Origin of the sequence: Flavobacterium johnsoniae (assembly GCF_030388325.1) — a bacterium.
Classification (GTDB): Bacteria; Bacteroidota; Bacteroidia; order Flavobacteriales; family Flavobacteriaceae; genus Flavobacterium; species Flavobacterium johnsoniae_C.
In genome coordinates, this window is record NZ_CP103794.1 from 4,298,849 (window position 1) to 4,323,237 (window position 24,389).

Consider the following 24,389-nt stretch of genomic DNA (forward strand, 5'->3'; position numbering starts at 1 on the left):
TCTTATTTTCTAATATCTTTTATAATGTCAAGAACTTGTTTCACTTTTGCAGATAAACCATCAAAGTCCTTATTTTCTAATATATCTTTTGAAATCAATTGCGAACCTAAACCAACGCAAGTTGCTCCAGCATTCAGCCATGAACTCAAACTTTCAACCGTTGGATAAACTCCGCCTGTCGGCATAATGTTTGTCCACGGGCACGGACCTTTTATTGCTTTAATGAATTCTGGACCGTAAGTATCAGCTGGAAATAATTTTACGATTTCACAGCCTAATTCTTCAGCTCTTGCAATTTCTGTCAAAGTTCCGCAGCCAGGAGACCAAAGTACTTTTCTGCGATTACAAGCAATTGCAATGTCTTCTCTAAAAACAGGTGTTACAATAAAATTCGCTCCCAAACTCATGTACAATGAAGCTGAAGCTGCATCCGTAATAGAACCAACTCCTAGAATCATTCCCGGAAGTTCTGCCAATGCATATCTGTTTAAAGCTCCAAAAACTTCATGTGCAAAATCGCCTCTACTGGTAAATTCCATCAATCTGGAACCTCCGTCGTAGCATGCTTTTAATACTTTTTTACTCAATTCGATATCAGAATGAAAAAACAACGGAACCATACCGTTATCCTTCATTGTCTGCGCAACCTCTATTCTTGAATATTTTGCCATTTTTTATTTAAAATTATCTTGATACTAATGCAGAACCATCGCCATCAATCATATTTTCAACTTCTTTTAATGTAACCAAGTTGTAATCTCCTGCAATTGTATGCTTTAAACAGCAAGCCGCAACTGCGAAATCTAATGCTCTTTGGTTATTATTTTGATATTCTAACAGTCCATAAATTAATCCGCCCATAAAAGCATCTCCACTTCCTACACGGTCTACAACTGGCGTAACTTCTTTTACTTTTGCGCTGTAAATTGCTTTTCCATCATATAAAATTCCACCGATTCTCTGGTGTGAAGCACTTACAGAATAGCGTAAAGTTGTTGCAGCAATCTGCAGATTCGGTATCAATTCAAACAATTTATCATATACAGCTGGAAGCGATTTCTCATCCTGATAATTCGGATTTACTTTCGGAATTCCCAACATGAAATACGCTGTATCAATATCTCCTAAAATCACATTGCTGTATTTTAGCATTTCTGGCATTACTTCGCTTGGCGTTTTGCCATATTGCCAAAGTTTTGATCTATAATTTAAATCGCAAGAAATTTTAATTCCTTTTTTATGAGCTACTTTAATAGCTTCTAAACAAGCTTCTGCTGCAGTTTGTGAAATTGCTGGCGTAATACCACTCCAGTGAAACCACTCTGCACCTTCTAAAACTTTTTCCCAATCAACTTGTCCTTTTTCTATTGTTGACATGGCACTATGCGCGCGATCGTAAACCACATTGCTTCCGCGTGTTCCGGCACCAGTTTCTAAGAAATAAATTCCTAAACGCTCTCCTCCATAAACTATGTTTTTAGATTCGACATTCATTTTTCTGATTTCTTTTAATGCAGAAAAACCAATTTCATTTTCAGGTAATCTTGAAACAAATTCAGCATTTACGCCATAATTTGCCAGAGAAACGCATACATTAAATTCACCACCGCCGTACGTAGCGCCAAATGCTGTAGATTGTGAAAAACGCAGATGTCTTTCTGTCGATAAACGAAGCATGATTTCTCCAAATGCAACTACTCTACTCATATTATCTTTTTTATATTTTACCATTAAGGCATTAAGAAAATTAAGCTTTACTTTATGTTTCCTTTGCCTTTAAAGGTTAAGTTTATTAAGCCAACTCGCTTAATTATCTTTATTATTTAAGTAACTATTTATTAAACCAAAAACTTAATTTTCTTAATACCTTAATGGTTCAAAATTTTTTAAAATTTGAAATATTCTTTAGCGTTATTATATGAAATATCAGAAACTAATTTTCCAATCCATTCCATATCATTTGGCAATTCTCCTCTTTTGATTTCATCTCCAAGAAGATTGCATAAAATACGTCTGAAATATTCGTGTCTTGGGAATGATAAGAAACTTCTAGAATCTGTTAGCATTCCAACAAAACAGCTAATTAATCCCATATTTGAAAGCGCATTTAACTGCTTTGTCATTCCGTCTTTTTGATCTAAGAACCACCATCCTGAACCAAATTGAACCTTTCCGCGAACGCTTCCGTCGTTGAAGTTTCCAATCATTGTTGCCATAACTTCGTTATCAGCTGGATTTAGGTTATAGATAATTGTTTTGCTCAATTTATCTTTGCTATCTAAAGCATTTAAGAAACCTGAAAGTTTTTGAGCCTGAGGATAATCTCCAATAGAATCCCATCCTGTATCTGGACCTAAAATTCTGTGCATACGAGCATTATTATTACGCAATGCACCTAAGTGAAACTGCTGTACCCATCCAAATTCGTGATACGTTTCGCATAAGAAAATCAAAACAGCACTTTGGAATTTTAAAGCTTCTTCTGGTGATATAATTCTGTTTTCTCTTTTCTTTTTGAAAATGGTAGCAATCTCAGATTCTGTAAATTCTTCAAAATAAATTTGATCTAAACCGTGATCGCTTAATTTACATCCGTTTGCATTAAAGAATTCAATTCTGTTTCTTAATGCAGCTTGCAAATCAGTAAAAGTGTTAATTGCAATACCGGACACATCCCCTAATGTGTCCAGATATGCATTATAACCATCATTAGCAATTAAGATGGCTTTATCAGGTCTGAAAGCCGTACTCATTTTGATTCCAGTCGAATTGTTTGCGAATTTCTTGTGATATTCTAAACTGTCAATTGGATCTTCTGTAGTACAAACTAATTCAGCGTTTACTTTTTTAAGAAGGTTTTGTGTGCTGTAAGCTGGAGAATTTACTTTCTCTGAAGTTTCGATGTAAATTTTCTCAGCCGATTTTTCATTCAATAAATCATAAATGTCAAAATAGCGCGCTAACTCTAAATGTGTCCAGTGATACAAAGGATTACGCATTGTGTACGGAACTGTTTTTGCCCAGTTTAAGAATTTATCTTTATCTGAACCATTTCCAGTTACAAACTGCTCGTTGATTCCTAATGTACGCATTGCACGCCATTTATAATGATCGCCATTGATCCATACATTCGTAATGTTATCAAAAATCTTATCCTCGGCAATAAACTGCGGATTTAAGTGATTGTGGTAATCAATAATTGGCTGGTTTTTAGAGTAATTGTGATATAACTCTTCAGCGTATTTATTTTCTAATAAAAAATTGTCGTGTATGAATGTATTTGCGCTCATTTCTTTTTAAATATAATTTGAGAATTATTCTTCGTTTGAAGGTTTTCCAATTGTTGCTAAGATTCCGCCGTCAACATATAAAATATGACCGTTTACAAAATCACTCGCTTTGGATGATAAAAATATTGCAGCTCCAGCTAAATCGCTTGGATCTCCCCATTTTGCCGCAGGAGTTCTGCTTATAATAAAATCGTTAAACGGATGTCCGTCAACTCTAATTGGTTTTGTTTGTTCTGTTGCAAAATAACCAGGTCCGATTCCGTTAATCTGAACATTGTATTTTGCCCATTCAGTTGCCATGTTTTTAGTCAGCATTTTTAAGCCTCCTTTTGCGGCAGCATAAGCAGAAACTGTATTTCTTCCAAGTTCACTCATCATCGAGCAAATGTTGATGATTTTCCCTTGACGTCTTTCGATCATTCCCTTTGCAACATGCTTAGAAACGATAAATGGACTTACTAAATCAATATCAACAACTTCTCTGAAATCTGAAACCTCCATATCAAGAAGCGGAATTCTTTTAATAATTCCTGCATTATTGATTAAGATATCGATTGGTCCAACTTCGCTTTCAATTTTTGCAACAGCTTCTTTTACTTGTTGTTCTTCTGTTACATTAAATTTATAACCTACAGCATTGATTCCTTCGCTTTTTAATTCTGCTACAGCATTGTCGATTTTTTCTTGAGAAGAATTTCCGTTTACTACAATTGTTGCACCAGCCTGACCCAATCCTTTTGCCATTGCCATTCCCAGTCCGTGCGTACTTCCTGTGATTAAGGCAACTTTTCCTTTTATATCAAATAAGTTTGTCATTTTCTTATCTTAAATCTGTGATTTTACAAACATCCATATCGCCGTAATCAAGGTTTTCACCTGCCATTCCCCAGATAAAAGTATAATTGCTAGTTCCTGAACCTGAGTGAATTGACCAAGGTGGAGAAATTACTGCTTGGTGATTGTTCATCCAGATATGTCTTGTTTCTTGAGGTTGTCCCATGAAGTGACAAACTGCTTGATTTTCTGGAATATCCAAATAAAAATAAACTTCCATTCTACGATCGTGAACGTGAGCTGGCATTGTATTCCAAACACTTCCTGGTTTCAATTCTGTCATTCCCATTTGTAATTGACAAGTTGTAACCACGCTTCCAATAATCATTTGGTTAACTGCACGGTGATTTGCCGTTTCCATTGTTCCCAACTGCAATTTATTAGCTTCAGCTAAACTTACTTTTTTAGTTGGATAAGTTGTGTGTGCTGGCGCAGAATTCAAATAGAATTTAGCCGGATTGTTTTTATCATCACTTTTAAAAACCACATCTTTATTTCCTGCTCCGATATACAAAGCATCTTTAAAACCTAACTCGTAAGAAGTTCCTTCAACTACAACAGAACCACTTCCTCCTACATTAATAATTCCAAGCTCTCTCCTTTCTAAAAAATAAGGCGCTTTTAAAGGATCAATTGTTTCAAGAGGTAAATCTCCTTTTACTGGAACTGCAGAACCTGCAATGTATCTATCGTAATGAGAATAAACCAACACTACTTCATCCTCTTGCATTAAGTCATCAATTAAGAATTCTTCTCTCAATTGTTGCGTATCATATTTTTTAACTGCTTCTGGACTTGACGCGTATCTTGAACTATATTTTGTCATAATTTTAAATTAATGTAATCGATTGCACAAAATTATATTTTTATATTTAAATAGCATAATTGAAACGAAAAAAATATTTCAATTCTGTCTATTTTTCTTTATAAATCAGTAATTGGAGCATATTTAGGAACTAGTGATTTCATTACAATCCAGCCAGTTAAGTAACAAACTGCACAAATTGAGAAAATGATAAAATATCCAGCTTCTATTCCTTTGAATCCCATAAAAACCATTTCAGATTCTTTTGCATAATCAAACAAAACTCCTGATCCTTTATTAATTAAAGTCGATCCTAAACCTCCTGCTAAACCTCCAATTCCTGTAATAGTTGCAATTGCTTTTTTAGGAAACATATCTCCAACAGTTGTAAAAATATTTGCAGACCAAGATTGGTGAGCGGCTCCTGCAATCCCAATAATGATTACTGGAACCCAATAACTAATGTATCCTAATGGTTGTGCAATTAATGCTAAAAGTGGAAAAAAGGCAAAAATTAACATTGCTCTCATTCTTCCTTCATAAGGATTCATTCCTTTTTTCTCAACAAAGTAAGTTGGAAGCCAACCTCCAATAATTGATAATAAAGTAATTAGATAAAGTATAAATAATGGAAATGCCGCTTCTGTAGAATCCATTCCGTAAACGGAACTTAAATAAGCTGGTGTCCAGAACAAGAAAAACCACCAAACACCGTCTGTCATAAATTTACCGAAAGCAAATGCCCAAGTTTGTTTGTATTTGAAACAGTCTGCTAAAGAAACTTTCGTAGTAGTTTCAGGAACGTAACCAACTAATTTACTATCTGCAATATCGTCTTGCTGAATATAAGCCAATTCTTCTGCTGTAACTTTAGAATGTCTTTCTGGTTTATCGTACATAAACATCCAAAATCCCATCCAAACAAAACCTAAAGCTCCGATAATGATAAAAGACATTTCCCAACCGAAAGATTTTGCAATAAATGGAATTGTAATTGGCGCTGCTAAAGCTCCAACTGTTGCTCCTGCATTGAAAATACTGGTGGCAAAAGCTCTATCTTTTTTAGGAAAATATTCTGCTGTAGTTTTAATTGCTGCCGGAAAGTTTCCTGCTTCTCCAACCGCTAAAACAAAACGAGCAAAAATAAATAAAGCAACACTTACATTGATTACCAATGCTGTATCACTTACTGTACTGATTATTTCTTTTGAACCATGAAATCCTACAAACCAATTTCCTGTAATAATTCCAGAAGTTGCGATTCCGCAAAATGCGTGAAGACAGGCACCAACAGACCAAATTCCGATTGCCCAAAGAAATCCTTTTTTAGTATCTAACCAATCTACAAATCTTCCTGCAAACAATAGCGAAACTGCGTAGAAAATAGAAAATAACGCGGTAATATTTCCGTAATCATTATTTGTCCAATGAAATTCTGGCGCAATAAAATCGCTCCAAGTTAAAGAAAGTACTTGTCTGTCAAGATAATTGATTGTTGTTGCAAAAAACAATAAGGCGCAAATACTCCAACGGTATTTTCCTGTGGTCTTAACGCTCTCATTTACTGCAACTGTTTCGGTTTGATTCATAGTTAGTGGGTATTATAGTTTTGTAATTTTTGGTAATCTTAATAAAACAATTGACTTCTGTTTAAAAATATTAAAATCAACAAATTAACACCTTCAAACAGAAACAATGTAATCGATTGCACAAATATAGTTTTTAATCTCTACAATCCAAATTAATTATATAAAAAATTATTTTAAGTATTTAAATTAATAAATTACATAAAAAAAAGAATACAAAATTACACATTAAACAATATATTTGTTAAAAGCTAACAGGTGAAATTCATCCTTTTTATGGGGTAAAATTGTACCGGAAAAGGTGTTTTAGGTGCATTTTTTTAATTAATTGAAATTGCCAAGATCAACTGTTACATTTTCTTCAGTTAAAATAAATAAAATATTGTAAAACAAATAATTAGCTATCAAATTGAAAAATAAAAAGTATGGATTTTACAAAAGAATAACATTAAGTTTTATTCTTTTCTCAGGGATATTTTGTTCAAATGCTCAAAATCAAGTAATTCCGCTTTGGAATAAAATTCCAGACGAAATAAAGGCGCCAGATTATAAAGAAAAGCCCGAAATTAAAGAAGGCAAAATGCAAAGTACAAGTCAGGTTTCTGTACCAACATTAAGCATTTTTATTCCAAAAGAAAGCAAACCGAACCAATCAGCAGTAATTATTTGTCCTGGTGGAGGTTATCAGCATTTAGCTTTTGATAAAGAAGGAGTAAAAGTAGCTGAATGGTTTAATAGCATCGGAATTGCTGCTTTTGTTTTGAAATATAGACTTCCAACAGATGCAACAATGAAAAACAAAAATGTTGGTCCGTTACAAGATGCGCAGGAAGCAATTCGTTACGTTAGACAAAATGCTTCAAAATGGAATATTGATCCAAAGAAAGTTGGTATTTTAGGATTTTCTGCTGGAGGACATTTGGCCGCAACTGCATCAACACATTATGATGACAAAGTCTATGAATCTGCTTATAAAGTAAGCGCTCGCCCCGATTTTTCTCTTTTGATTTATCCTGTTATTTCGATGGAAAATGAAATTACGCACAAAGGTTCGCAAACTAATTTGCTAGGAAATAATCCGTCACAAGAATTAATTGATTCATTTTCTAATGAAAAAAAAGTTACAGCACACACACCGCCAACTTTTTTGATACACACTACAGACGATACCGTTGTGATGCCTGAAAACAGCATAAATTATTATTTGGCTTTAAAGAAAAACAAAGTTACAGCAGAGTTACATTTATATGAAAAAGGCGGTCACGGTTTTGGATTAGGCGTAAATGACACAAGTAAATTTTGGACAAGAGATTGTGCAGAATGGCTTAAAGTTAATGGGTTTAATTAAGATAATTATCTCAACATAAAATAAAAAAACCACTCTAAAAAGAGTGGTTTTTAAAAAGATATGAAGAAGTCTGTTACTAACTCTATTTAAAAAAATAACCAACGGTTACTTGAAAAATTCTATTCTTCATATCACTTTTAATAATGTAATTTGTATTTGATGTTGCATCTTTAAATACATCATTATAAGACATATTATATCTTACGTCTGCATAAAACTTGTTCTGAAACTGATAACCCAATCCGAAATTCACAGACGCATCTACTCCATTTGAGTAATCTTTCAAATCAATTTTATCATGGTTATCATATCCTAAAAAGTTATCTTGATATTTGTTATTTGCTTTTAACAAAATTCCTACTTGAGGTCCTGCCTGCAAACTAAAACCTTTAGCCACATAATATTTCAGCATTATCGGAATATTCAAATAGTTTAAAGCGATAGTGCTTTTGTAATGCGAATTTTGAACTTCTGGATCTGAATAAGATAATTTCATTCCTTGCTGGCTAAATAGTAATTCTGGCTGCACAGAAAAACTTTTGGCTAATGGAATTTCTGCCATTAAACCTGCTGTAAATCCTGTTTTATCAGATGATTTCAGTTCATTTTCATCAAATGTAAGGCTCGAAATATTTAATCCTGCTTTTACACCAAGTTTAACCTTTTCGGTCTGTGCCATTGCGCCTGCACACATTAATAGTGCACAAATTATCAGCTTTGATTTTTTCATCGTATTTATTTGTTTTAAAGAAAGGCAGTTCTAAAAATTAAACTGCCATTTCTATCTTTAATTTGTTACTTTTTAATAATCTTAGCTGTATATTTTTTGCCTTGAACTGTACAATCCAAAATGTAAACTCCAGTTGTAAGCTGACTTACATTTACACTTGACGGAACGGCAGAATAGGTTTTACTCCAAACAGCATTTCCTTCCATAGAATAAATTTTCATTTGAGCTTCGCCTTCCACTTTATCAGCCAAGAAAATGTTTACATCATTTACAGCTGGATTTGGGAATACTCTGAAAGAATTCGTCAATTTTCCGATTAGAAGACCTTTAGAATCAATTGGAGCCGACATACTTGTACATCCGTGTGCATTTGTTACTTGAAGACTATAGCTTCCTTCCCAAATTGTCGAAACCATTTTTTCGGTTGCGTTTGGTAAAATTCTTCCGTTCAAATACCACTGATAACCTACAGCATCAGCAGAAGCCGTTATTTTATTTCCGTCTAAAACCTGAATTTCTGGAACTGTATTTTCAAGTACATTTATCGTTGTAGTGAAAATTTTACCTAATCCATTTTCATTGTAAACTGTTACGTAATATTCACCGCTTTCGGTTGTTTTGAAAGTTGGATCTGTAGAACCGTCAAACCATTCGTAAGCTGAATAATTTCCCGGATTTAAAACTACTTCAGGGCCACATAAATCGCCACTTTCTAACTCAGATTTGAAAGTATCGAATACAACTGTTACCTTCTCAGTAAGACTGCAACCGTTTCTCATTGTCGCTGTTACAATATAATCTCCTGCTTTATCAACGTCAATAGAATTGGTAGTTTCACCAGAATTCCATTTGTATGAAGCTGCTTCTAGTTCGTTAGCTAAAAAGTTTCTCTTCGCATCAAGATATACCGTTTTACCTGCATAAGCATGAACAACCGGAGTGTCAAATATTTTGAAATCTGGAGAAACTCCTTGATATATATAATTTTTGATAGTGTTATTATCTGCAATAATATCGCCCTCTAATTGAGCAGAGATTGTAAATATGTGAGAATCTCCACTGTCATCTAATTTAGGCTGTTTAATTAAAGTATATTCAATACTTTGTCCAACAGGAATTCCAGCTGCAATAGTTTCTGAAATCTTTTCTGAAGTATTAAGATATTCTAAATTTAATTGAATAGAATTTTCTTTAATAGCCATCTGACCTTCATTAGTCAGCCTCACTTTTACTGTGCTGTTACCGCAAATGTCTACTGGTGACAAGATTTTCAATGAAACATCAGAAACTTGCTCAGTAATCACTTTCAAATCATCCAAAATCATATATGAATATCCTTCTGACTTGGCGTGTCTAAGACGGAATAAAACTGATTTTCCAGCATATTTCGTAAGATTCACAGCTGCTCTTTGCCACTCTGTATCTGCAAAAGTTCCTTGTCTTTGATTTCTCCAGATTTCAGTCCATTCTCCGCCAGCAGATTTAATATCTAGAACTAAAGCATCGTTAACATTACTCTGCATTGCGTAATAAAATTCGACTGCGGTAGTATTTGCTGAAAGTTTATACATTGGCGAAATTAACTCTCCATAATAATAATTTCCTTCTAACTGACTGTATAACATTTTTCCATCTGCAACACCTGCATGATCTTTAAGCGGAATTGTCAAATAAGTATTATCTGGAGTTAGAACTGCTCTCCATGGATAATTTTCATCACTTTGATTAGAAATAAATCCTTTTGTTCCAAAAATTGATCCTTGTGTCAAACCATTAAAACTTTCTGAGCTTAATTCTGAAGCTTTTTCAATTACTTGGAAAGTTCCCTTAATACTTTGTGAACTTGGTGCACCTGCTGCGGTTGTTTTTACATTGATTTCGTAATTTCCAGCTGGTAATGCAGGAAGACCATTTAAAGTATAAACGATAGTTTGGCCAACCAGCATTTCATCATTTTTCTCCAAAACTACAGGATCTCCAATAACGGTTCCGTTTTGAGAAATTTGATACTCTACTTTCACTTTGTTTACCGGAGCATAAGATAAATTCTTTACACTTACAAAAAACTCGTGTGAAGGAGTATTTTCATAAACCGTTTCTGGAGCGCTAAAAGTTGATAATCTTAAAAAGTCTTTTTTGTCTCTAAGTTCGATATTATCTACCGCAAAACCGCTAGCAAATAATCCATTGTCATTATGAACAAATGCAACTTGTACACAAGATTTTCCAGCATAAGCAGTTAAATCTATTTCATATTCCCACCAAGCGCCATAATATGGCATTTTGAAAACTTCTTTCCATGTCTGACCTCCATCTGTACTTACTTTTACATATCCGTCAGAAAGATGTTGAGAATCTCCATATCCATCAAATGATAAATGTGCTTCTTTGTAATTTGTCAAATCAAATACTGGTGAAATTAGCATATCGTTTGCTTCATCACAGTTGCATTTGTCATCATTACTAGCCATAAATTTGGTATGATCTGCTAGAAACCAACCTGGAGATCCTAGATCTGGACGCGTTCCGTGTTTCCATCCAGCAGAACCTTTATTTTCAGCTGTTCTCCATCCTTTGTACTTATCGGCATCTTCAAAATCCATTTTGTATGGAAGTACAGAAATTTTCATGTCTTCATTCTTCCAATTATCGTACGCAAACACATAAGAGTTGTTGGCTTGTTTTACATCTGTTGTCATGTCTTCTGGAAAAACAGAAAATGTTACAGTATTTTCTCCTGTAGTCTGCAAATTAATACCAGAAACAGAATAAGTTAAAGTATCTTTAAACTTGGTGAAGTTTAAAGTTGTTTTCTCTGTTTTTGAAAAAACTTCTTTTTTTGCTGCATCAAGAATTTTAGTGGTAATATTTACTACTTGACTTGCTGTAGCAAAATTATTAGTTATTTGAGCTGTTACCACAGCATTATTGTTATTGATATCACATTTTCCTGCATCCATTTTTGCATTTAAAACCTCGATATCATAAGGTGCATCGCTAACTAAAATATTATCTACAAACGCTCCTAAAAATCCGTCATTATAATCATCTGTTTTGATGTGGAAACGAATTGCCACTTTTTTGCCTGCAAATTCATTTAAGCGAATTTGATAAGGATCTTTTTTCAAACTGTTATTTACTCCTGTAAACCATGGTCCTTCAAATGATTCATAATCATCATAATGTAAAATTTCAGGATAATTAACCGTTTCGATTTTTTTCCAGTTTTTACCTTTATCTTCAGAATATTCAACAATTAAACCGTCATATCCTTTGTGGAGCAGATAATACAAATCGAACTCGATATAAGGAGATACTGAATTTGTAAAGTCAAAGATTGGCGACTCTAAAACAAAATCAGCATTTAAGGCCACTTTATCAGTACTTCTTAAATCTACAGTTCCCCAATCATATTGTGATTTAGTCGCTCTAAACGATAAAGGATAATTTTGAAATAAAAACTTCTGATTTACATCGTTTAATGATTTTGTATTCCATCCTCCAGGAGTTCTTTCAAATCCTTCAGAATATGGTAATTGCGTAACAATACCGCTATAAGCAGCATTTAATATGCTGTTATTTGTTGTAACTGGATCTTGAGCCAATGTTACATAACCTTCGTAAGTATGCAAACCTGGTGCCGATAAATCAATAGAAGTATCAAACTTAACAGTCATTTCAGATTTGCCCTTAAAAGCTGTCTGTAATGTCACATCTTTCCAAATTGTCATGCTTCCTGCTTTGGTATTTGCATATCCAACTTTTAGAACCGTTCCTGCTGGAATGTCCTGACAGCCTAAATTATAAAATGTGATAGACGGAGTAAAACTTGCTGAAAGTGCATCTCCTGTATAATTAGGAAGATCTAATCCAGTTACTTTAATATTGAAATCTTTCTCTGCTGGAGCAACAGTTATGTTGGAAACAAAAGAAATTCCGTCTTTAGCGCCAAACTCTTCTATAGGTTTTACATCAAGTTTTATTTCGATATAATTTATAATAGTCGCCCCAACCTGATATGGAATTTTATCTTTAATTTCCATAACTCTTTCTTCACCAACTGCTAAGTCTTTACCAAAAGAAATCTTTCCGTCACTTGTATAAAAAGTGATTAATCTTCCTAGAGCATTTGCCATTGCTCTTAATTTGTAATTTAAAACCTCATCTGCTTTAATTACCGCTGTTCCTGTATTTCTAATGGTTACATAAAAAGGCTCATCTCCTTTTAATTGTCCGCAAGGAATAGAAGGATTTTCGACAGATACAAGTACGATTTGTTTATCTGAATAAGAAGGTCCAACTCCAATGGCATACCAAGCATTTGTAACCTGTTTATATTCTTCAGATCCTAAACCATATAAATCTTCTGTAGCCAATAAACTTGCCTGACGCATATCGCTAAAATTTGAAGAAGGCGACAAATATTCTGTAAGAGTAACGTAAGCTATTTTCTCTGCTTTAGCAAGACCAATAGATTTAACATTATAGCTATTGCCAAGATCATTTACTCCTTCTCCTCCTTCTACTAAAAGATAATACCAATAATTGGTAATTCCACTGTTCTGATGCACACCACCATTATCAATCTGGATGTTTCCAGGATTTGTCCAAAATTCTCCACCGTAAGTATCTGGCTGTCCAGCTGCTTTCGGATTAGCCATGCTTCTCAAACTTCCGTGAGAATATAACTCGTCACCTAGCATCCAGATATCATTTTTAGTATCTTTTCCAGCATAAAGTTCTATCGAAATTCCAAAAATATCACTGAAAGATTCGTTCATTGCTCCAGATTCTCCTTGATAGATTAATCCGGCAGAGAATTGTGTTATAGCATGAGTCATTTCGTGACCAGTAATTCCTAAACTTACAAAAGGCTGACCTACTCCATCTCCAAACTGCGCCCATCCTCCTGTCCAAGAAGCATTCTGAACATTGGTTCCTAAATGCGCCAATGCAAAAATTGTCATTCCATTATTATCAACACTATTGCGATCAAATTTTTCTTCGTAATAGTTCAAAGTCTTTTGAATTCCCCAATGAATATCAATTGCAGCTTCGTCATGATCTTTGTTGTATAAATCATTCCAGTTATTATCTTCATCGATAAATTCTGTAAGCACCTCATCTGATGCGTGTTCGGCATGATTCATATTCAAAGTATACATTGGCACTTTGTATTTTCCAACTAAATCTTCGAATCTATAACCATCTGAATATTGAGTTGTTCCAAAAGTTACATCTCCAGCAAATCTTGCTTTTCCTTTTCCTATTGCACTTCTTCCATCTGCAAAAGGTGATGCAGACGAACGTAAATCTCTACTTAAATCAATTTTCAAGATTACCTTTCCTGTATTTGCATCAACATACATAGTTTGGCTTGACTGAGGATTTGTTGCGAAAATGTCAAATTTCCAAGCCAAATGATATTCTGTCAATTCAGCCGAAAAATTTGGTCCAACATACACCAATTCTCCTTGTGGTTTTTTGCTGATTTTTTCATGAACTAAAGCCGATAATTTTTTGCTTTGCCAAACATATTCTTTAGCATTTACAGTATTTAAAGCGTTTTGTAATGCAGCCGATGCATTTACTTTATAATTACTGTTTGCAGGCAGTTTTTTACTGATGTATCCAAAAGCCTCAATTTTCTTTTTATTATCTCTAACTTTATAAATTGCTCCTTCTACAGGAACAGCATTATGCATTTGCTGATAGGTTGCCAAACTTCTGCCGTGTTTGTCTGAAACTGATTTTAGCTGCATTTTGTCTGCGTTCGACAATTCAAAATCTGCTTTTTTAACTTCGAATACATTTCTGATAGTCAAATTAGGCGATTTTGCAAAAGATCTCACTTTTGTACTGTCTGTACTTTGCACATTTTTAGCTGTCGAACCGCTTTGGTTTTTATCAAAAAGTTTCTGACTTGCTTTTGCGCGTTTATTAACAGCATCTGTTTCTTCCTGCGAAAGCGGAGTTCCTTTTACGCTTTTTTGAGCTAAAAGAATATTCGAATCATCATCCTGATTATTAATCTGATCCGTAGTTTTCTGAGAAACTTGATCCTTTTTTAGAAGTCCAACCGACGATCCTAATGCCGTCTGCGAATTCGATGTTTTGTTTTTTGGTAAAGGTGACTGAGCCATTCCGACGGAACAGACTAAGAAACCTAACAAAAGAAACAAATACCTGGGTTTAAAGTAAATTTGGTTCATTTTTTTAAAATTAAAATTAGTATTAAGGCTGCGAGTTAATAGAACAAGGGTTCGCAGAAAACCACAAAAGCAAGTTCTAAGAATCAATTCGGCGGTTGATTCTTAGAACTTGCTTTCGTTATTTTTTCTAGAATTTTTAAGAGTGCGCTCTTCTTTGTTTTTGTTTCTTCTAAAAGTTCTTCAAGACTTTTAGTTGGTTCTTCTTTTTTCTTCGAATTCATCAAACGTATTTCTTACAATAGTTTGGTAAAAGTAGACTGCCTCTTTAAGGCTCGAAAAAAAAGGACTAATGCAAAAACACTCTCATACAAAAAAGTGGTACCAAAAAAACACTCATTTTATTTTAAACTAAACAAAATCAAAAGATTATAAAAATATTTATTTTACATGTTCTCTGGTTTAAAAGAGTTTAAATAAGTAGAAAGATTTACTTTTTCGTTGGTTAAATCGAATTTTTTACGAAGTCTTGTGCGGGCATTTTCTATCGATTTAAAAGATTGTCCTGTAATTTGAGAAATTTCTTTTGTAGTTAAATCTAAATAAAGAAGCGCGCAAAGTCGGCGTTCTTTTGGAGTAAGAGTCGGATAATCGATTGTCAATTTATCGAAGAATGATTTATGAACTTGTTCGAAACTGATTTCAAATTCTTTCCAAATATCCGTATTCAAATCTTTTTCAAGGCGTTTTAAAACAATATCAATAGCTTGCTGCAATTCTTTATTTGCTGTTTTAAGTTTGATTTTTTTAAGGTCAGTCAGAATCTCATTAATATTATCTGTACGATGAATTTCGGACATTGCTTTTCCAACCAAAACCATATTTTTAGCTTCAAGGCTTTGTTTCAGTTCTTGTTCTTTTGCTTTTAGTTTTTCCTTTTCGAGCTGATTGCTAATATTTCGGTTTCGATAACGAATCAATAGTAGAATTAAAACCAATATTCCAACAACCAATATTAATCCAACAACATAATACTTAAACCTTGTTTTCTCTTCAACCAAAGTTCGAATCTGGCTGCGCACTTTATAATCTTGTTCAAGCCTTATTCTTTCTAGATTTACTGCTTTTTGTTCAATATTTATGCTATCGCTGATGTCATTGTATTTCTGAAAATAATGAACTGCATTTTTATAATCTTCTTTGCCTAAATAGGCTTGATAAAGTAATTTATTTAATCTTAAACCTGAAAAACCAAATAGATTATCTTTAGATAATTCTAACGCTTTTTTTGCATTCAGAATCGCTTCGTCTAATTTTTTTTCTTGAAAATTATATTCAGAAAGTGATTCGTAAGTAAAAGTTTTCAATGAATTATCGATAGAGGTATCCGTAAAAGAAAATGCTTTTTCAAAATAAAAATCAGCATTTTTCTTGTCTTTCTTTAAACCATAAGCTCTCGCTAAATTGGTATAAACGTAAACTTTTAAAGTATTGTCTTTTAATGTTTTTGAAATTGCATCGGCTTTATGATAATAATAAAGTGAAGAATCTAAATTTTTACTTAGATAAATTGTACCAATATTGTTTAAGATTTTAACAAGCTTATCCGATTCTTTTTTAGATTTCTGATAACGATATACATGCAAAAAATACTGAAGCGCTTTTTTTTCGTTATTACTTTTAGCATAAATAATAGCTAAATTATTTTCTACTCTTGCGGCTTCATCTACAATATTGTTGCTTTTATAAATTTCATAAGCCTTAAGATAATATTGCAAGGTAATATCGATAACGTCTTTTGTGTTGTAAATTTCTCCTGCTGCGGCATAAACTTTAGCCAAGTTCAAATCTGACTTTTCTGTTTTCTTTGCTTCCGTTTCGGCTAATTCTATATATTTTAATCCTCTTTCCCAATCAGAATCCTGAAGATTTTCGGCAATTTTTAATGCTAAATCAACTTTTTTCTCATGATTGTCAATAGTATTTAAACTGTCAATCAATTCTTTTGTTGAAGACTGAGAATGAATCGATAAAGAAAAAAGAATAAAAAATAAAGAAAATAATCGTGGTATCATTGGTAAAGATCTTAGGGAAAATCAAAATTAGATAAAAATTTTTCTAGGGAAGAAAAATAAAATCCCATTTCTAACGAGAAACGGGATTTTAAATTGTAATTAACTTTTGTATTATTGTTTAGGATCAACACTCAACGGAGGCAGCGATAATTCTTTGCTATTTAGCAATTGTTTAGCTTGCTCTATAGTTCTATATCTTCCAATTTCCATTGGTCCGCCATAAGAACCACTTTGTTGTGGTCTTGGAGGAATTGCTGCATACGTTTTCATGAGTTCCATAATTACTTGGTCAAAAATTACCATAGTCCAAGTTTTCTCCGTAAAACTGTTCATAAAAAGATCGTAACGTTCCTGCGGATCCTGCCATAAATCATAAATAGCGGGAACAGTTGCAATATAGGTTTGATCGCCTCTCCAACCCAATTGCTGTCCTGGCATATCGCTTCCTGCTTGCGCTCCGTTATCTCCTCTTGTATTAAATACGGCTTTCCATTTTCCTATACGAACCGCTCCTGGAGACAATTCATTTTCTGTGAAGTAAAACCATCTGTCACGAAGCGGTTTTCCTTTTTTAAATAAAACATTTGACATATCATAGCTATCAAAAACCATAGGTTTTCCTTCTCTATCATTTTTTGGAAGCTCTACTCCTGCAAGTGCTGCAAATGTTGCCATCAAATCTAAACCTCCAACAATATCGTGGCTTACGCTTCCTGCTTCAATTTGTCCTGGCCACCAAGCAATTGCTGGTACACGGCTTCCTCCTTCTCTATCAGTTCCTTTTGAACCTCTAAAAGGAGTATATCCTGCATCTGGATGCACATCTTGCCAAGTTCCATTATCTACAGTATAAATTACAATAGTATTTTCTGCAATACCAAGCTGACGAATTTTATCCATAATACGTCCTACGTTATAATCCATTTCTACAACGGCGTCACCATATTTACTTTTTGCAGGAGATTTTCCAACAAATTGTTTGGAAGGTAAATTCGGCTGATGGTTTTTAGCAAAATTGATGCACATAAAAAACGGATCTTTTGATTTACCATATTCATCAAGCTGTTTCAAATTATTATCTACCATATTTATGTCTAATTCAGCAATATTTTCTTCAGTAACAGGACCTATATCTCTTGCTGGTTTACCAGCTTCTCCCTCCAAAATTCCTTTTGTAGATTTTTTTATAAATGCTGTAATTTCAGGAGACATATCTGGATTCCATGAAGGAAAACAATAGGTATAGGCATTTAAATGATATAATACGACATTCTGCATTTTATCAAAACCATGAGCAATCGGCATTGCATAATCGGCTTCGCCTAAATGCCATTTACCAGAAAAATAGGTCTTGTAATTTGCTTTTTTTAGCACAGAAGCCAATGTCCATTCTGCAGCTGGAAGTCCGCCGCCTTGTCCCTGAAAAGCAACTGTTGTCATACCGCTTCGATTCGGAATACGGCCTGTAATCATAGCTGCTCTTCCTGGCGTACAGCTTGGCTGTCCATAAAAAGACCAAAACTGCATTCCTTCTTTCGCCATTTTATCTAGATTTGGAGTTGGCATTCCACGCCCGACACCGCCTCCGTAAACACCTAAATCACCCCAACCAGTATCGTCAGAAATAACCATAATAATGTTGGGCTTCTTTTTGGTTTGTCCGTTTATAATTCCAATAGAAATAAAACAGAGCAAACTAGTAAAAATTACTTGTAAGTGACTTTTTCTCATGATTTTAAAGTTTAATTATATTGCTATTTTGTTTGTTTTCTTATTAATCTGCACCGCCATCAACACTGTCAAAAGTTTCCCTTTCTTTTGGTCTGATACTGTATTTTAAAGACAACATTGGACCGTAATAAACATCAAATTGGTCTCCGTTTGTACGGAGTTGCATTTGCCCAATTATACCTGCCAAAAAGTGAAGGTTGGGCGTAATTCCTGCACTATAATAAACTGAAAGTCTGAAAATATCAAAGTGTTCTTCAGCATAATCTTTTGATGCGAACTTTAACATAAGCTCTGTGTAATACCCTAAATTTGGCGCTAGAAACAATGGTTTTTCTTTAGTTTGGCGAAGAAAATGATTTACACCAAACCTTGCTCGTAATCTTGGAATTGTCTGTGGCACGCCATTTCTATCATCAAAAAATTTAGTTTCAAAACGGACTTGTTCAAAAATAGATCCCTTTGGCATTGCTTGAGTATAAGTTCCCATTACAATTAATCTGTTCTCGAGTGTTTTATAATTGCCCATTTCTTCTACGGCATATTTTTGATTATGCGCATATCCGAGCCACAATTTCATATTCTTAAAACCAGAATATACAATCCAAGGTCTTACTACCACACGCTGCGTATATTCAAACGGATTTGTGGAATTATAAGCTCCTTGCGTAACTAACTGAAAATCGACCTGACCGCTCAAATTCCATTTATCATATATCGGAAAAGCAATATCGCCTTCTGAAATAGAAGCAGGAATAAAACCCATAGTATAGGGAGCATCTAATTGGGCGTATATAAAAGATTGGCAGATAATGCAGAACAAAATAGTAATCGTCTTCTTAATTTTACTCATAGCTTTTCTAATTAAAATCTTCAGTACTATTTCATTTCATTTTTATTCTATTCTGTAGTTAATAGCTTTTTCATTAAAATATGACATTAAAGTCAAATACTAATTCCGACTGATTGTCAAACAATTATCGAGTACTAAATTAATTCTAATCGTTTGAAGAAAATTTTTAAACATGTTGCAAGTTATAATTTGCAACAAAGTTTTAAAGTTTATAATAGAAGAAAAATATGCGCCAAAAAGACTTTAAATCCAGTTCTAAAAAATCTTTTTTACAATTACCAGTAATTGGCTTACAATATTCCGTAATCTGCAAACTATTAAAAGTGTATTTGCTTTCAAACTTTGTATTCAATAAAACTTTAAGAAATGAAAAAGATTAAATTAGGAAATCAAGGATTAATTATTCCTCCAATAGGTTTGGGATGTATGGGAATGACAGGTTTTGAAGAGGCCAATATGTATGGTGCAGCAGATGAAAATGAAGCTATAAAAACAATTCATCTTTCGCTAGAAATGGGAGGCAATTTTTTGGATACAGCAGATTTATACGGTCCGCTAAAAAACGAACAGCTTATAGCAAAAGCTATTGGAAAAGAACGTAACAAATATATTTTGGCTACAAAATTTGGTTGGGAAATTGACGATGCTGGAAAAGTAACTTGGGCGATAAACGGAAGCAAAAAGTATATCAAAAAAGCGGTAGAACGTTCTCTTAAAAATTTGAATACCGATTATATTGATCTTTATTACATGCACCGTCTTGACAAAAATACTCCAATTGAAGAAACGGTTGATGCGATGAGCGATCTTGTTAAAGAAGGCAAAGTGAAATATTTAGGTCTTTCTGAAGTGTCTTCTGAAACAATTAAAAAAGCACATAAAATTCACCCTATTACCGCTGTTCAAAGTGAATATTCTTTGTTTGAAAGAACCGCAGAAGAAAGAGGCGTGCTAAAAACGCTTAAAGAATTGGAGATTGGGTTTGTTGCTTATTCTCCTTTAGGACGAGGTTTTTTATCAGGACAAATTCGTTCAATTGATGATCTTCCAGAAAATGATTTCCGCAGAGCTATTCCTCGTTTTCAGGAAAATTATTTTCATAAGAATATTGAATTGGTTAAAGCAATTGAAAACATGGCAGAAGAAAAAAACATCACTTCATCTCAACTTGCTCTCGCATGGATTATTAGCAAAGGAATTGTGCCTATTCCAGGAACTAAACGCAGAAGTTATCTCGAGCAAAATATAAAAGCTACTGCCGTAGAATTAAGTCCAGAAGATCTGCTAAAACTTGAAAGTATTGTACCTTTGGGAACTGATACTGGAGCTCCGTATGACGAATTCAGTATGGGACTTCTAGACTAACTTAAAATAAGCGTTTATGAATACTATTGCATCTGTTTCTGCCTTTCATCGCCTGCTTTCTCTTCCAGAACCCAAACATCCAATGGTAAGCGTTATAAATTTATCGGAAAGCATTTTTTTGGAAGATGAAATCTGGAAAGGATTTACAAATAAATTTTACTGTGTCGCTTTAAAAAGAGACGCAAAAGGAAAAGTTAGATATGGTCAAGGGCATTACGATTATGATAAAGGAGTATTAAGTTTTACTGCACCTAATCAGGTGCAGTATTTAGATTTTCATAATATGGAATGTGGAGCTGGATATCTGCTGATATTTCATGAAGATTTTATTTTAAAACATCCTTTAGCGCAAAAAATACACGATTTTGGATTTTTCTCATATGCTGTAAATGAAGCGTTGCATTTATCAGAACAAGAAGAAAAATATCTGATAGAAATTCTCGACAGAATTGACAGAGAATGCCAGCATATCGATCATCATACACAAGATATTATTCTATCGCAGATTGATCTTCTTCTAAACTATTCGAGCCGATTTTATGAAAGACAATTTATAACCCGAAAAAACAACAGTCACACTTTGCTTTCTAAATTTGAAAGATTTATAAATGATTATTATAATGAAAGCATAAAAGAAAAAGGTCTTTTAAGCGTTGGTTTAGCTGCTGAAGCGATGAATCTTTCTCCAAATTACCTCAGCGATTTTCTTAAAATACATACCGGTCGCAACGCGAGTGAACATATTTATGAAAAATTGATAAATAAAGCCAAAGAAAAACTATCCGTAACCGAATTGTCTGTTAGTGAAATTGCTTACACTCTTGGTTTTGAGCATCCGCAATCGTTTAGCACGCTTTTTAAGAAAAGAACACAAATGGCTCCTTTAGAATTTCGAGAAAAAATTAGGAACAATTAAAATCTGAAAAGGCTTAAATCTACATTAGTAACGATTTTTATATAAGTTTTTGCAAGTTCTATTTTTTTTATATTTTTGTATCGATCATTACAAAATAAAATTCAAAATGAGAGGAAGACCAACCCTACATGAAGATTCAAATATTATAAAAAAAGCTCAGGAGATTTTTTGGAAGAAAGGTTACAACGCAACCTCGCTAAGCGATTTACGAAAAGCTACGGGCGCAGGTGCGGGAAGTTTTTATAATACTTTTAAGAGAGGCAAAAAAGAAGTTTTTGAAAAAGCCATTCAAGAAAGAAGACTGGCTTTTGATCTTTTTAAGGAAGAATTAAATAGAAGTAAATATCCATTAGAATTAATCAAAGACTTTTTTAAAAGCATTGCAGACGCAGATAAAAATGAACATCTTAAAGGCTGTATCATTGCTAATACTGTAGTTGAAATGACTTATATTGATGAAGATCTTGAAGCAATTTCTGTACAGATATTAAAAGAAGTTGAAGAAATGTTTACCGAAGTTATTAGAGATGAACAGAAAAAGGAAAATATAAAAACGCACACTTCTCCAGAAATTCTTGGAAAATATCTTATAACATTTTGGTGCGGACTCAATACACTCCGCAGAATGTATCCTGACAAAAAGGTATTAAGAGAACAAATCGAAATGCAATTAGCTGTTATCAGCTAATTTTTTTGAACATTTATGTATCAATCATTACAAAATTAAACAAACAAAATGAATTTAAAATTAGAAGGAAAAAAAGCTTTCATCAGCGGATCAACACAAGGAATTGGTTTTGCAATTGCACAACATTTACTAGCAGAAAATGCAGAAGTTATTATTAATGGAAGAAATAGAGAAAAAACTAAGTTGGCTGTTCAGAAATTATTAGCTGAATTTCCTAACGCAAAAATTTCTGGGTTTGCAGCTGACTTTGGAAAAAAAGACGAAGTTGAGGAATTAGTACAAAAACTAAATGATATTGACATTCTAATTAATAACGTTGGCATTTTCGAATTAAAAAATTTTGAAGAGCTAGAAGATGAAGATTGGTACAAATTTTTCGAAATCAATGTTATGAGTTCGATTCGGCTTTCAAAGAAACTTTTACCTTCAATGTTAAACAAAAAAACAGGAAGAATAATTTTTATCTCTAGTGAATCTGGATTAAATATTCCGGGAAACATGATTCACTATGGAATCACAAAAGCAGCAATGTCAGCTGTTAGCAATGGTTTATCAAAACTTACGAAAGGCACAGAAGTTACGGTAAACACCATTCTTGGCGGTCCAACTTACTCGGACGGCGTGGCTGCAACTATAGAACAAATTGCCGCAATGCAAAACCTTAAAGTAGAACAAATGAAAAGCCTCATCGTACAACAAACCAATCCAGATTCCTTACTGCAACGATTTATAAATCCATCAGAAATTGCTTCATTAGCAGTTTATCTTTCTAGTCCGTTATCAATAGCAACTAATGGAGCTACTTTAAGAGCCGATGGAGGTGTTTTAAAAACGATCTAAAATTTTACTTTTATCATCATTAAAATCAAGAAAGCCAGAAAAATTATTTTCTGGCTTTTTTAATTTTTAATTTGAAGTATCTTTTAAAAACCTAATTAATCCTTTCATGTGGGTTTCTTGGTCGTCATACATACTCATATGGTGCTATCTGTTAAGTAGTTTTTTTAAATCAGCGCTTTTGTTCTCAAAAGGACTTTCTTTTTTTGCATTCAGTTAGAAAAAAGCATTTCGAAATAAGGTCATAAACTATACTTTTAAGTTATTTGAAATTCTAATTTTAAGTATTTATTTGATATTATAGATTTCATTACAAGATATTTAAATAATTCCCTCTGCATTTTTTAATTTATAAAAAACTTTCTTCGTTTGCTATGAATTCTAATTTTGCCAAAATAATTGCCAGTTTGTTTTCTATTAAATCTTTTCCGTCGCGCCATTCTTTCTTAATAGATTCTCTTTTAGCGCGAAGTATAAATTCTCCTGTAAAAACGTATTCAGATGTTTCTCTTTTCCCTTCAATGGTAATTCTTTTTAATGCTTCTCTTAAATCAATTTCGATTTCGATTCCATTAGTAAAAAGAATACAATCAGAACCGCTTTTATTTTTTTTTAATTGATGACCGCGATATTCTAAAAGCTTTATAAACGCATCCATAAATAATAAAGCTCTATTTATGCTCTTTTCGGATACATTTAAACTTAAAATCTCAAGAAAATCATTATCGTTTTCCTTTAAATTTTTAAAATAATCTTCTGTAGCAGAAACGATTTTAGAAGGATTCTCAAGCTTTGGTTTCACTATCAATAAATCCGTTAGATTTTTCCTTATTTGATTAACCGAATCAAGCAACGGACTAGATTTTGATGTGGGCCTAGATTGCATTTCATATCTTTTCTTTAGAATATAAATTTGATTGCTCCCACTATAATCTATTGAAAGTTTTGGTGTTTTTGATCTTTTGTATTCTGGTTTATTCCAATGGCGGTTATTGGGTAAAGAAATTTGCATTTTACTGCAAGCATTTTTTATTCCCATAGTGGAAATTTCATAATGCTTTGCAATTTGAATAAGTGGAAATTTCCAAACCAAGTTATACAGTTCTATCCGTGTAAAACTAACTTTGTCCATATTTAAATAATGATCAACTGAAATAAAAAACACCATTTCTGTTTTTGTCCAGA

The 24,389-nt window shown here is 33.3% G+C and carries 17 protein-coding genes; 5 read left to right on the forward strand and 12 right to left on the reverse strand.

Annotated features, from left to right (window positions below; all coding sequences use genetic code 11):
- Positions 1-2: 2 nt before the first annotated feature.
- The 6 genes from NYQ10_RS18315 to NYQ10_RS18340 form a co-directional block, all read right to left on the reverse strand.
- Positions 3-671, reverse strand: a complete 669-nt coding sequence (locus NYQ10_RS18315) for a bifunctional 4-hydroxy-2-oxoglutarate aldolase/2-dehydro-3-deoxy-phosphogluconate aldolase (RefSeq protein WP_289877665.1) — start codon at positions 669-671, stop codon at positions 3-5.
- A 13-nt stretch (positions 672-684) separates the two neighbouring features.
- Entirely contained in the window at positions 685-1,707 is a 1,023-nt protein-coding gene (locus NYQ10_RS18320; RefSeq protein ID WP_289877666.1) for a sugar kinase, read from the reverse strand.
- 179 nt (positions 1,708-1,886) lie between these two features.
- On the reverse strand, positions 1,887-3,290 hold the full coding sequence (uxaC, locus tag NYQ10_RS18325) for a glucuronate isomerase (RefSeq protein WP_289877667.1): 1,404 nt from the start codon (positions 3,288-3,290) through the stop codon (positions 1,887-1,889).
- Between the two features lie 24 nt (positions 3,291-3,314).
- The gene (locus NYQ10_RS18330; RefSeq protein WP_184161922.1) at positions 3,315-4,106 is read right to left on the reverse strand and encodes a gluconate 5-dehydrogenase; all 792 of its coding nucleotides are present in this window, start codon (positions 4,104-4,106) and stop codon (positions 3,315-3,317) included.
- A gap of 4 nt (positions 4,107-4,110) precedes the next feature.
- Positions 4,111-4,950 (reverse strand): 5-dehydro-4-deoxy-D-glucuronate isomerase, encoded by an 840-nt coding sequence (kduI, locus tag NYQ10_RS18335; RefSeq protein WP_289877668.1) that lies wholly within the window; start codon positions 4,948-4,950, stop codon positions 4,111-4,113.
- Positions 4,951-5,048: 98 nt separating this feature from the next.
- On the reverse strand, positions 5,049-6,518 hold the full coding sequence (locus NYQ10_RS18340; protein WP_276173112.1) for an MFS transporter: 1,470 nt from the start codon (positions 6,516-6,518) through the stop codon (positions 5,049-5,051).
- Positions 6,519-6,924: 406 nt separating this feature from the next.
- Between NYQ10_RS18340 and NYQ10_RS18345 the strand changes: the two genes are divergently transcribed.
- Positions 6,925-7,863, forward strand: a complete 939-nt coding sequence (locus tag NYQ10_RS18345) for an alpha/beta hydrolase (protein ID WP_289877669.1) — start codon at positions 6,925-6,927, stop codon at positions 7,861-7,863.
- 82 nt (positions 7,864-7,945) lie between these two features.
- Here the strand turns inward: NYQ10_RS18345 and NYQ10_RS18350 are convergent, their stop codons facing one another.
- The 5 genes from NYQ10_RS18350 to NYQ10_RS18370 all read right to left on the reverse strand — a co-directional run bounded on the left by NYQ10_RS18350 (position 7,946) and on the right by NYQ10_RS18370 (position 19,398).
- Positions 7,946-8,593: a porin family protein gene (locus NYQ10_RS18350; protein WP_289877670.1), complete on the reverse strand. Its 648-nt coding sequence runs from the start codon at positions 8,591-8,593 to the stop codon at positions 7,946-7,948.
- Positions 8,594-8,658: 65 nt separating this feature from the next.
- Entirely contained in the window at positions 8,659-14,775 is a 6,117-nt protein-coding gene (locus NYQ10_RS18355) for a M4 family metallopeptidase (protein ID WP_289877671.1), read from the reverse strand.
- Between the two features lie 413 nt (positions 14,776-15,188).
- Positions 15,189-16,817: a tetratricopeptide repeat protein gene (locus NYQ10_RS18360; RefSeq protein ID WP_289877672.1), complete on the reverse strand. Its 1,629-nt coding sequence runs from the start codon at positions 16,815-16,817 to the stop codon at positions 15,189-15,191.
- 111 nt (positions 16,818-16,928) lie between these two features.
- Complete coding sequence (locus NYQ10_RS18365; protein WP_289877673.1) at positions 16,929-18,548, reverse strand: arylsulfatase; 1,620 nt, start codon at positions 18,546-18,548, stop codon at positions 16,929-16,931.
- A 43-nt stretch (positions 18,549-18,591) separates the two neighbouring features.
- Complete coding sequence (locus NYQ10_RS18370; RefSeq protein ID WP_289877674.1) at positions 18,592-19,398, reverse strand: DUF2490 domain-containing protein; 807 nt, start codon at positions 19,396-19,398, stop codon at positions 18,592-18,594.
- A gap of 366 nt (positions 19,399-19,764) precedes the next feature.
- Between NYQ10_RS18370 and NYQ10_RS18375 the strand changes: the two genes are divergently transcribed.
- The 4 genes from NYQ10_RS18375 (at position 19,765) to NYQ10_RS18390 (ending at position 23,207) form a co-directional block, all read left to right on the forward strand.
- Positions 19,765-20,763 (forward strand): aldo/keto reductase, encoded by a 999-nt coding sequence (locus NYQ10_RS18375; RefSeq protein ID WP_289877676.1) that lies wholly within the window; start codon positions 19,765-19,767, stop codon positions 20,761-20,763.
- Positions 20,764-20,779: 16 nt separating this feature from the next.
- Complete coding sequence (locus NYQ10_RS18380) at positions 20,780-21,679, forward strand: helix-turn-helix domain-containing protein (protein ID WP_289877677.1); 900 nt, start codon at positions 20,780-20,782, stop codon at positions 21,677-21,679.
- Between the two features lie 106 nt (positions 21,680-21,785).
- Positions 21,786-22,367, forward strand: a complete 582-nt coding sequence (locus NYQ10_RS18385) for a TetR/AcrR family transcriptional regulator (protein ID WP_289877678.1) — start codon at positions 21,786-21,788, stop codon at positions 22,365-22,367.
- 48 nt (positions 22,368-22,415) lie between these two features.
- Positions 22,416-23,207, forward strand: coding sequence for an SDR family NAD(P)-dependent oxidoreductase (locus NYQ10_RS18390; RefSeq protein ID WP_289877679.1), 792 nt, complete (start codon positions 22,416-22,418; stop codon positions 23,205-23,207).
- A 346-nt stretch (positions 23,208-23,553) separates the two neighbouring features.
- Here NYQ10_RS18390 and NYQ10_RS18395 read toward each other — a convergent pair whose 3' ends face one another.
- On the reverse strand, positions 23,554-24,243 hold the full coding sequence (locus tag NYQ10_RS18395) for a hypothetical protein (RefSeq protein ID WP_289877680.1): 690 nt from the start codon (positions 24,241-24,243) through the stop codon (positions 23,554-23,556).
- Between the last annotated feature and the right edge of the window lie 146 nt (positions 24,244-24,389).

Excerpts from the sequence above, each read along its gene's own strand:
- NYQ10_RS18390 (WP_289877679.1), top strand. The coding sequence starts at position 22,416 with ATGAATTTAAAATTAGAAGGAAAAAAAGCTTTCATCAGCGGATCAACA.
- NYQ10_RS18340 (WP_276173112.1), bottom strand. The coding sequence starts at position 6,518 with ATGAATCAAACCGAAACAGTTGCAGTAAATGAGAGCGTTAAGACCACA.
- NYQ10_RS18360 (WP_289877672.1), bottom strand. The coding sequence starts at position 16,817 with ATGATACCACGATTATTTTCTTTATTTTTTATTCTTTTTTCTTTATCG.
- uxaC (WP_289877667.1), bottom strand. The coding sequence starts at position 3,290 with ATGAGCGCAAATACATTCATACACGACAATTTTTTATTAGAAAATAAA.
- NYQ10_RS18350 (WP_289877670.1), bottom strand. The coding sequence starts at position 8,593 with ATGAAAAAATCAAAGCTGATAATTTGTGCACTATTAATGTGTGCAGGC.
- NYQ10_RS18380 (WP_289877677.1), top strand. The coding sequence starts at position 20,780 with ATGAATACTATTGCATCTGTTTCTGCCTTTCATCGCCTGCTTTCTCTT.
- NYQ10_RS18320 (WP_289877666.1), bottom strand. The coding sequence starts at position 1,707 with ATGAGTAGAGTAGTTGCATTTGGAGAAATCATGCTTCGTTTATCGACA.
- NYQ10_RS18385 (WP_289877678.1), top strand. The coding sequence starts at position 21,786 with ATGAGAGGAAGACCAACCCTACATGAAGATTCAAATATTATAAAAAAA.
- NYQ10_RS18365 (WP_289877673.1), bottom strand. The coding sequence starts at position 18,548 with ATGAGAAAAAGTCACTTACAAGTAATTTTTACTAGTTTGCTCTGTTTT.
- NYQ10_RS18395 (WP_289877680.1), bottom strand. The coding sequence starts at position 24,243 with ATGGGAATAAAAAATGCTTGCAGTAAAATGCAAATTTCTTTACCCAAT.
- NYQ10_RS18330 (WP_184161922.1), bottom strand. The coding sequence starts at position 4,106 with ATGACAAACTTATTTGATATAAAAGGAAAAGTTGCCTTAATCACAGGA.
- kduI (WP_289877668.1), bottom strand. The coding sequence starts at position 4,950 with ATGACAAAATATAGTTCAAGATACGCGTCAAGTCCAGAAGCAGTTAAA.
- NYQ10_RS18375 (WP_289877676.1), top strand. The coding sequence starts at position 19,765 with ATGAAAAAGATTAAATTAGGAAATCAAGGATTAATTATTCCTCCAATA.
- NYQ10_RS18370 (WP_289877674.1), bottom strand. The coding sequence starts at position 19,398 with ATGAGTAAAATTAAGAAGACGATTACTATTTTGTTCTGCATTATCTGC.
- NYQ10_RS18315 (WP_289877665.1), bottom strand. The coding sequence starts at position 671 with ATGGCAAAATATTCAAGAATAGAGGTTGCGCAGACAATGAAGGATAAC.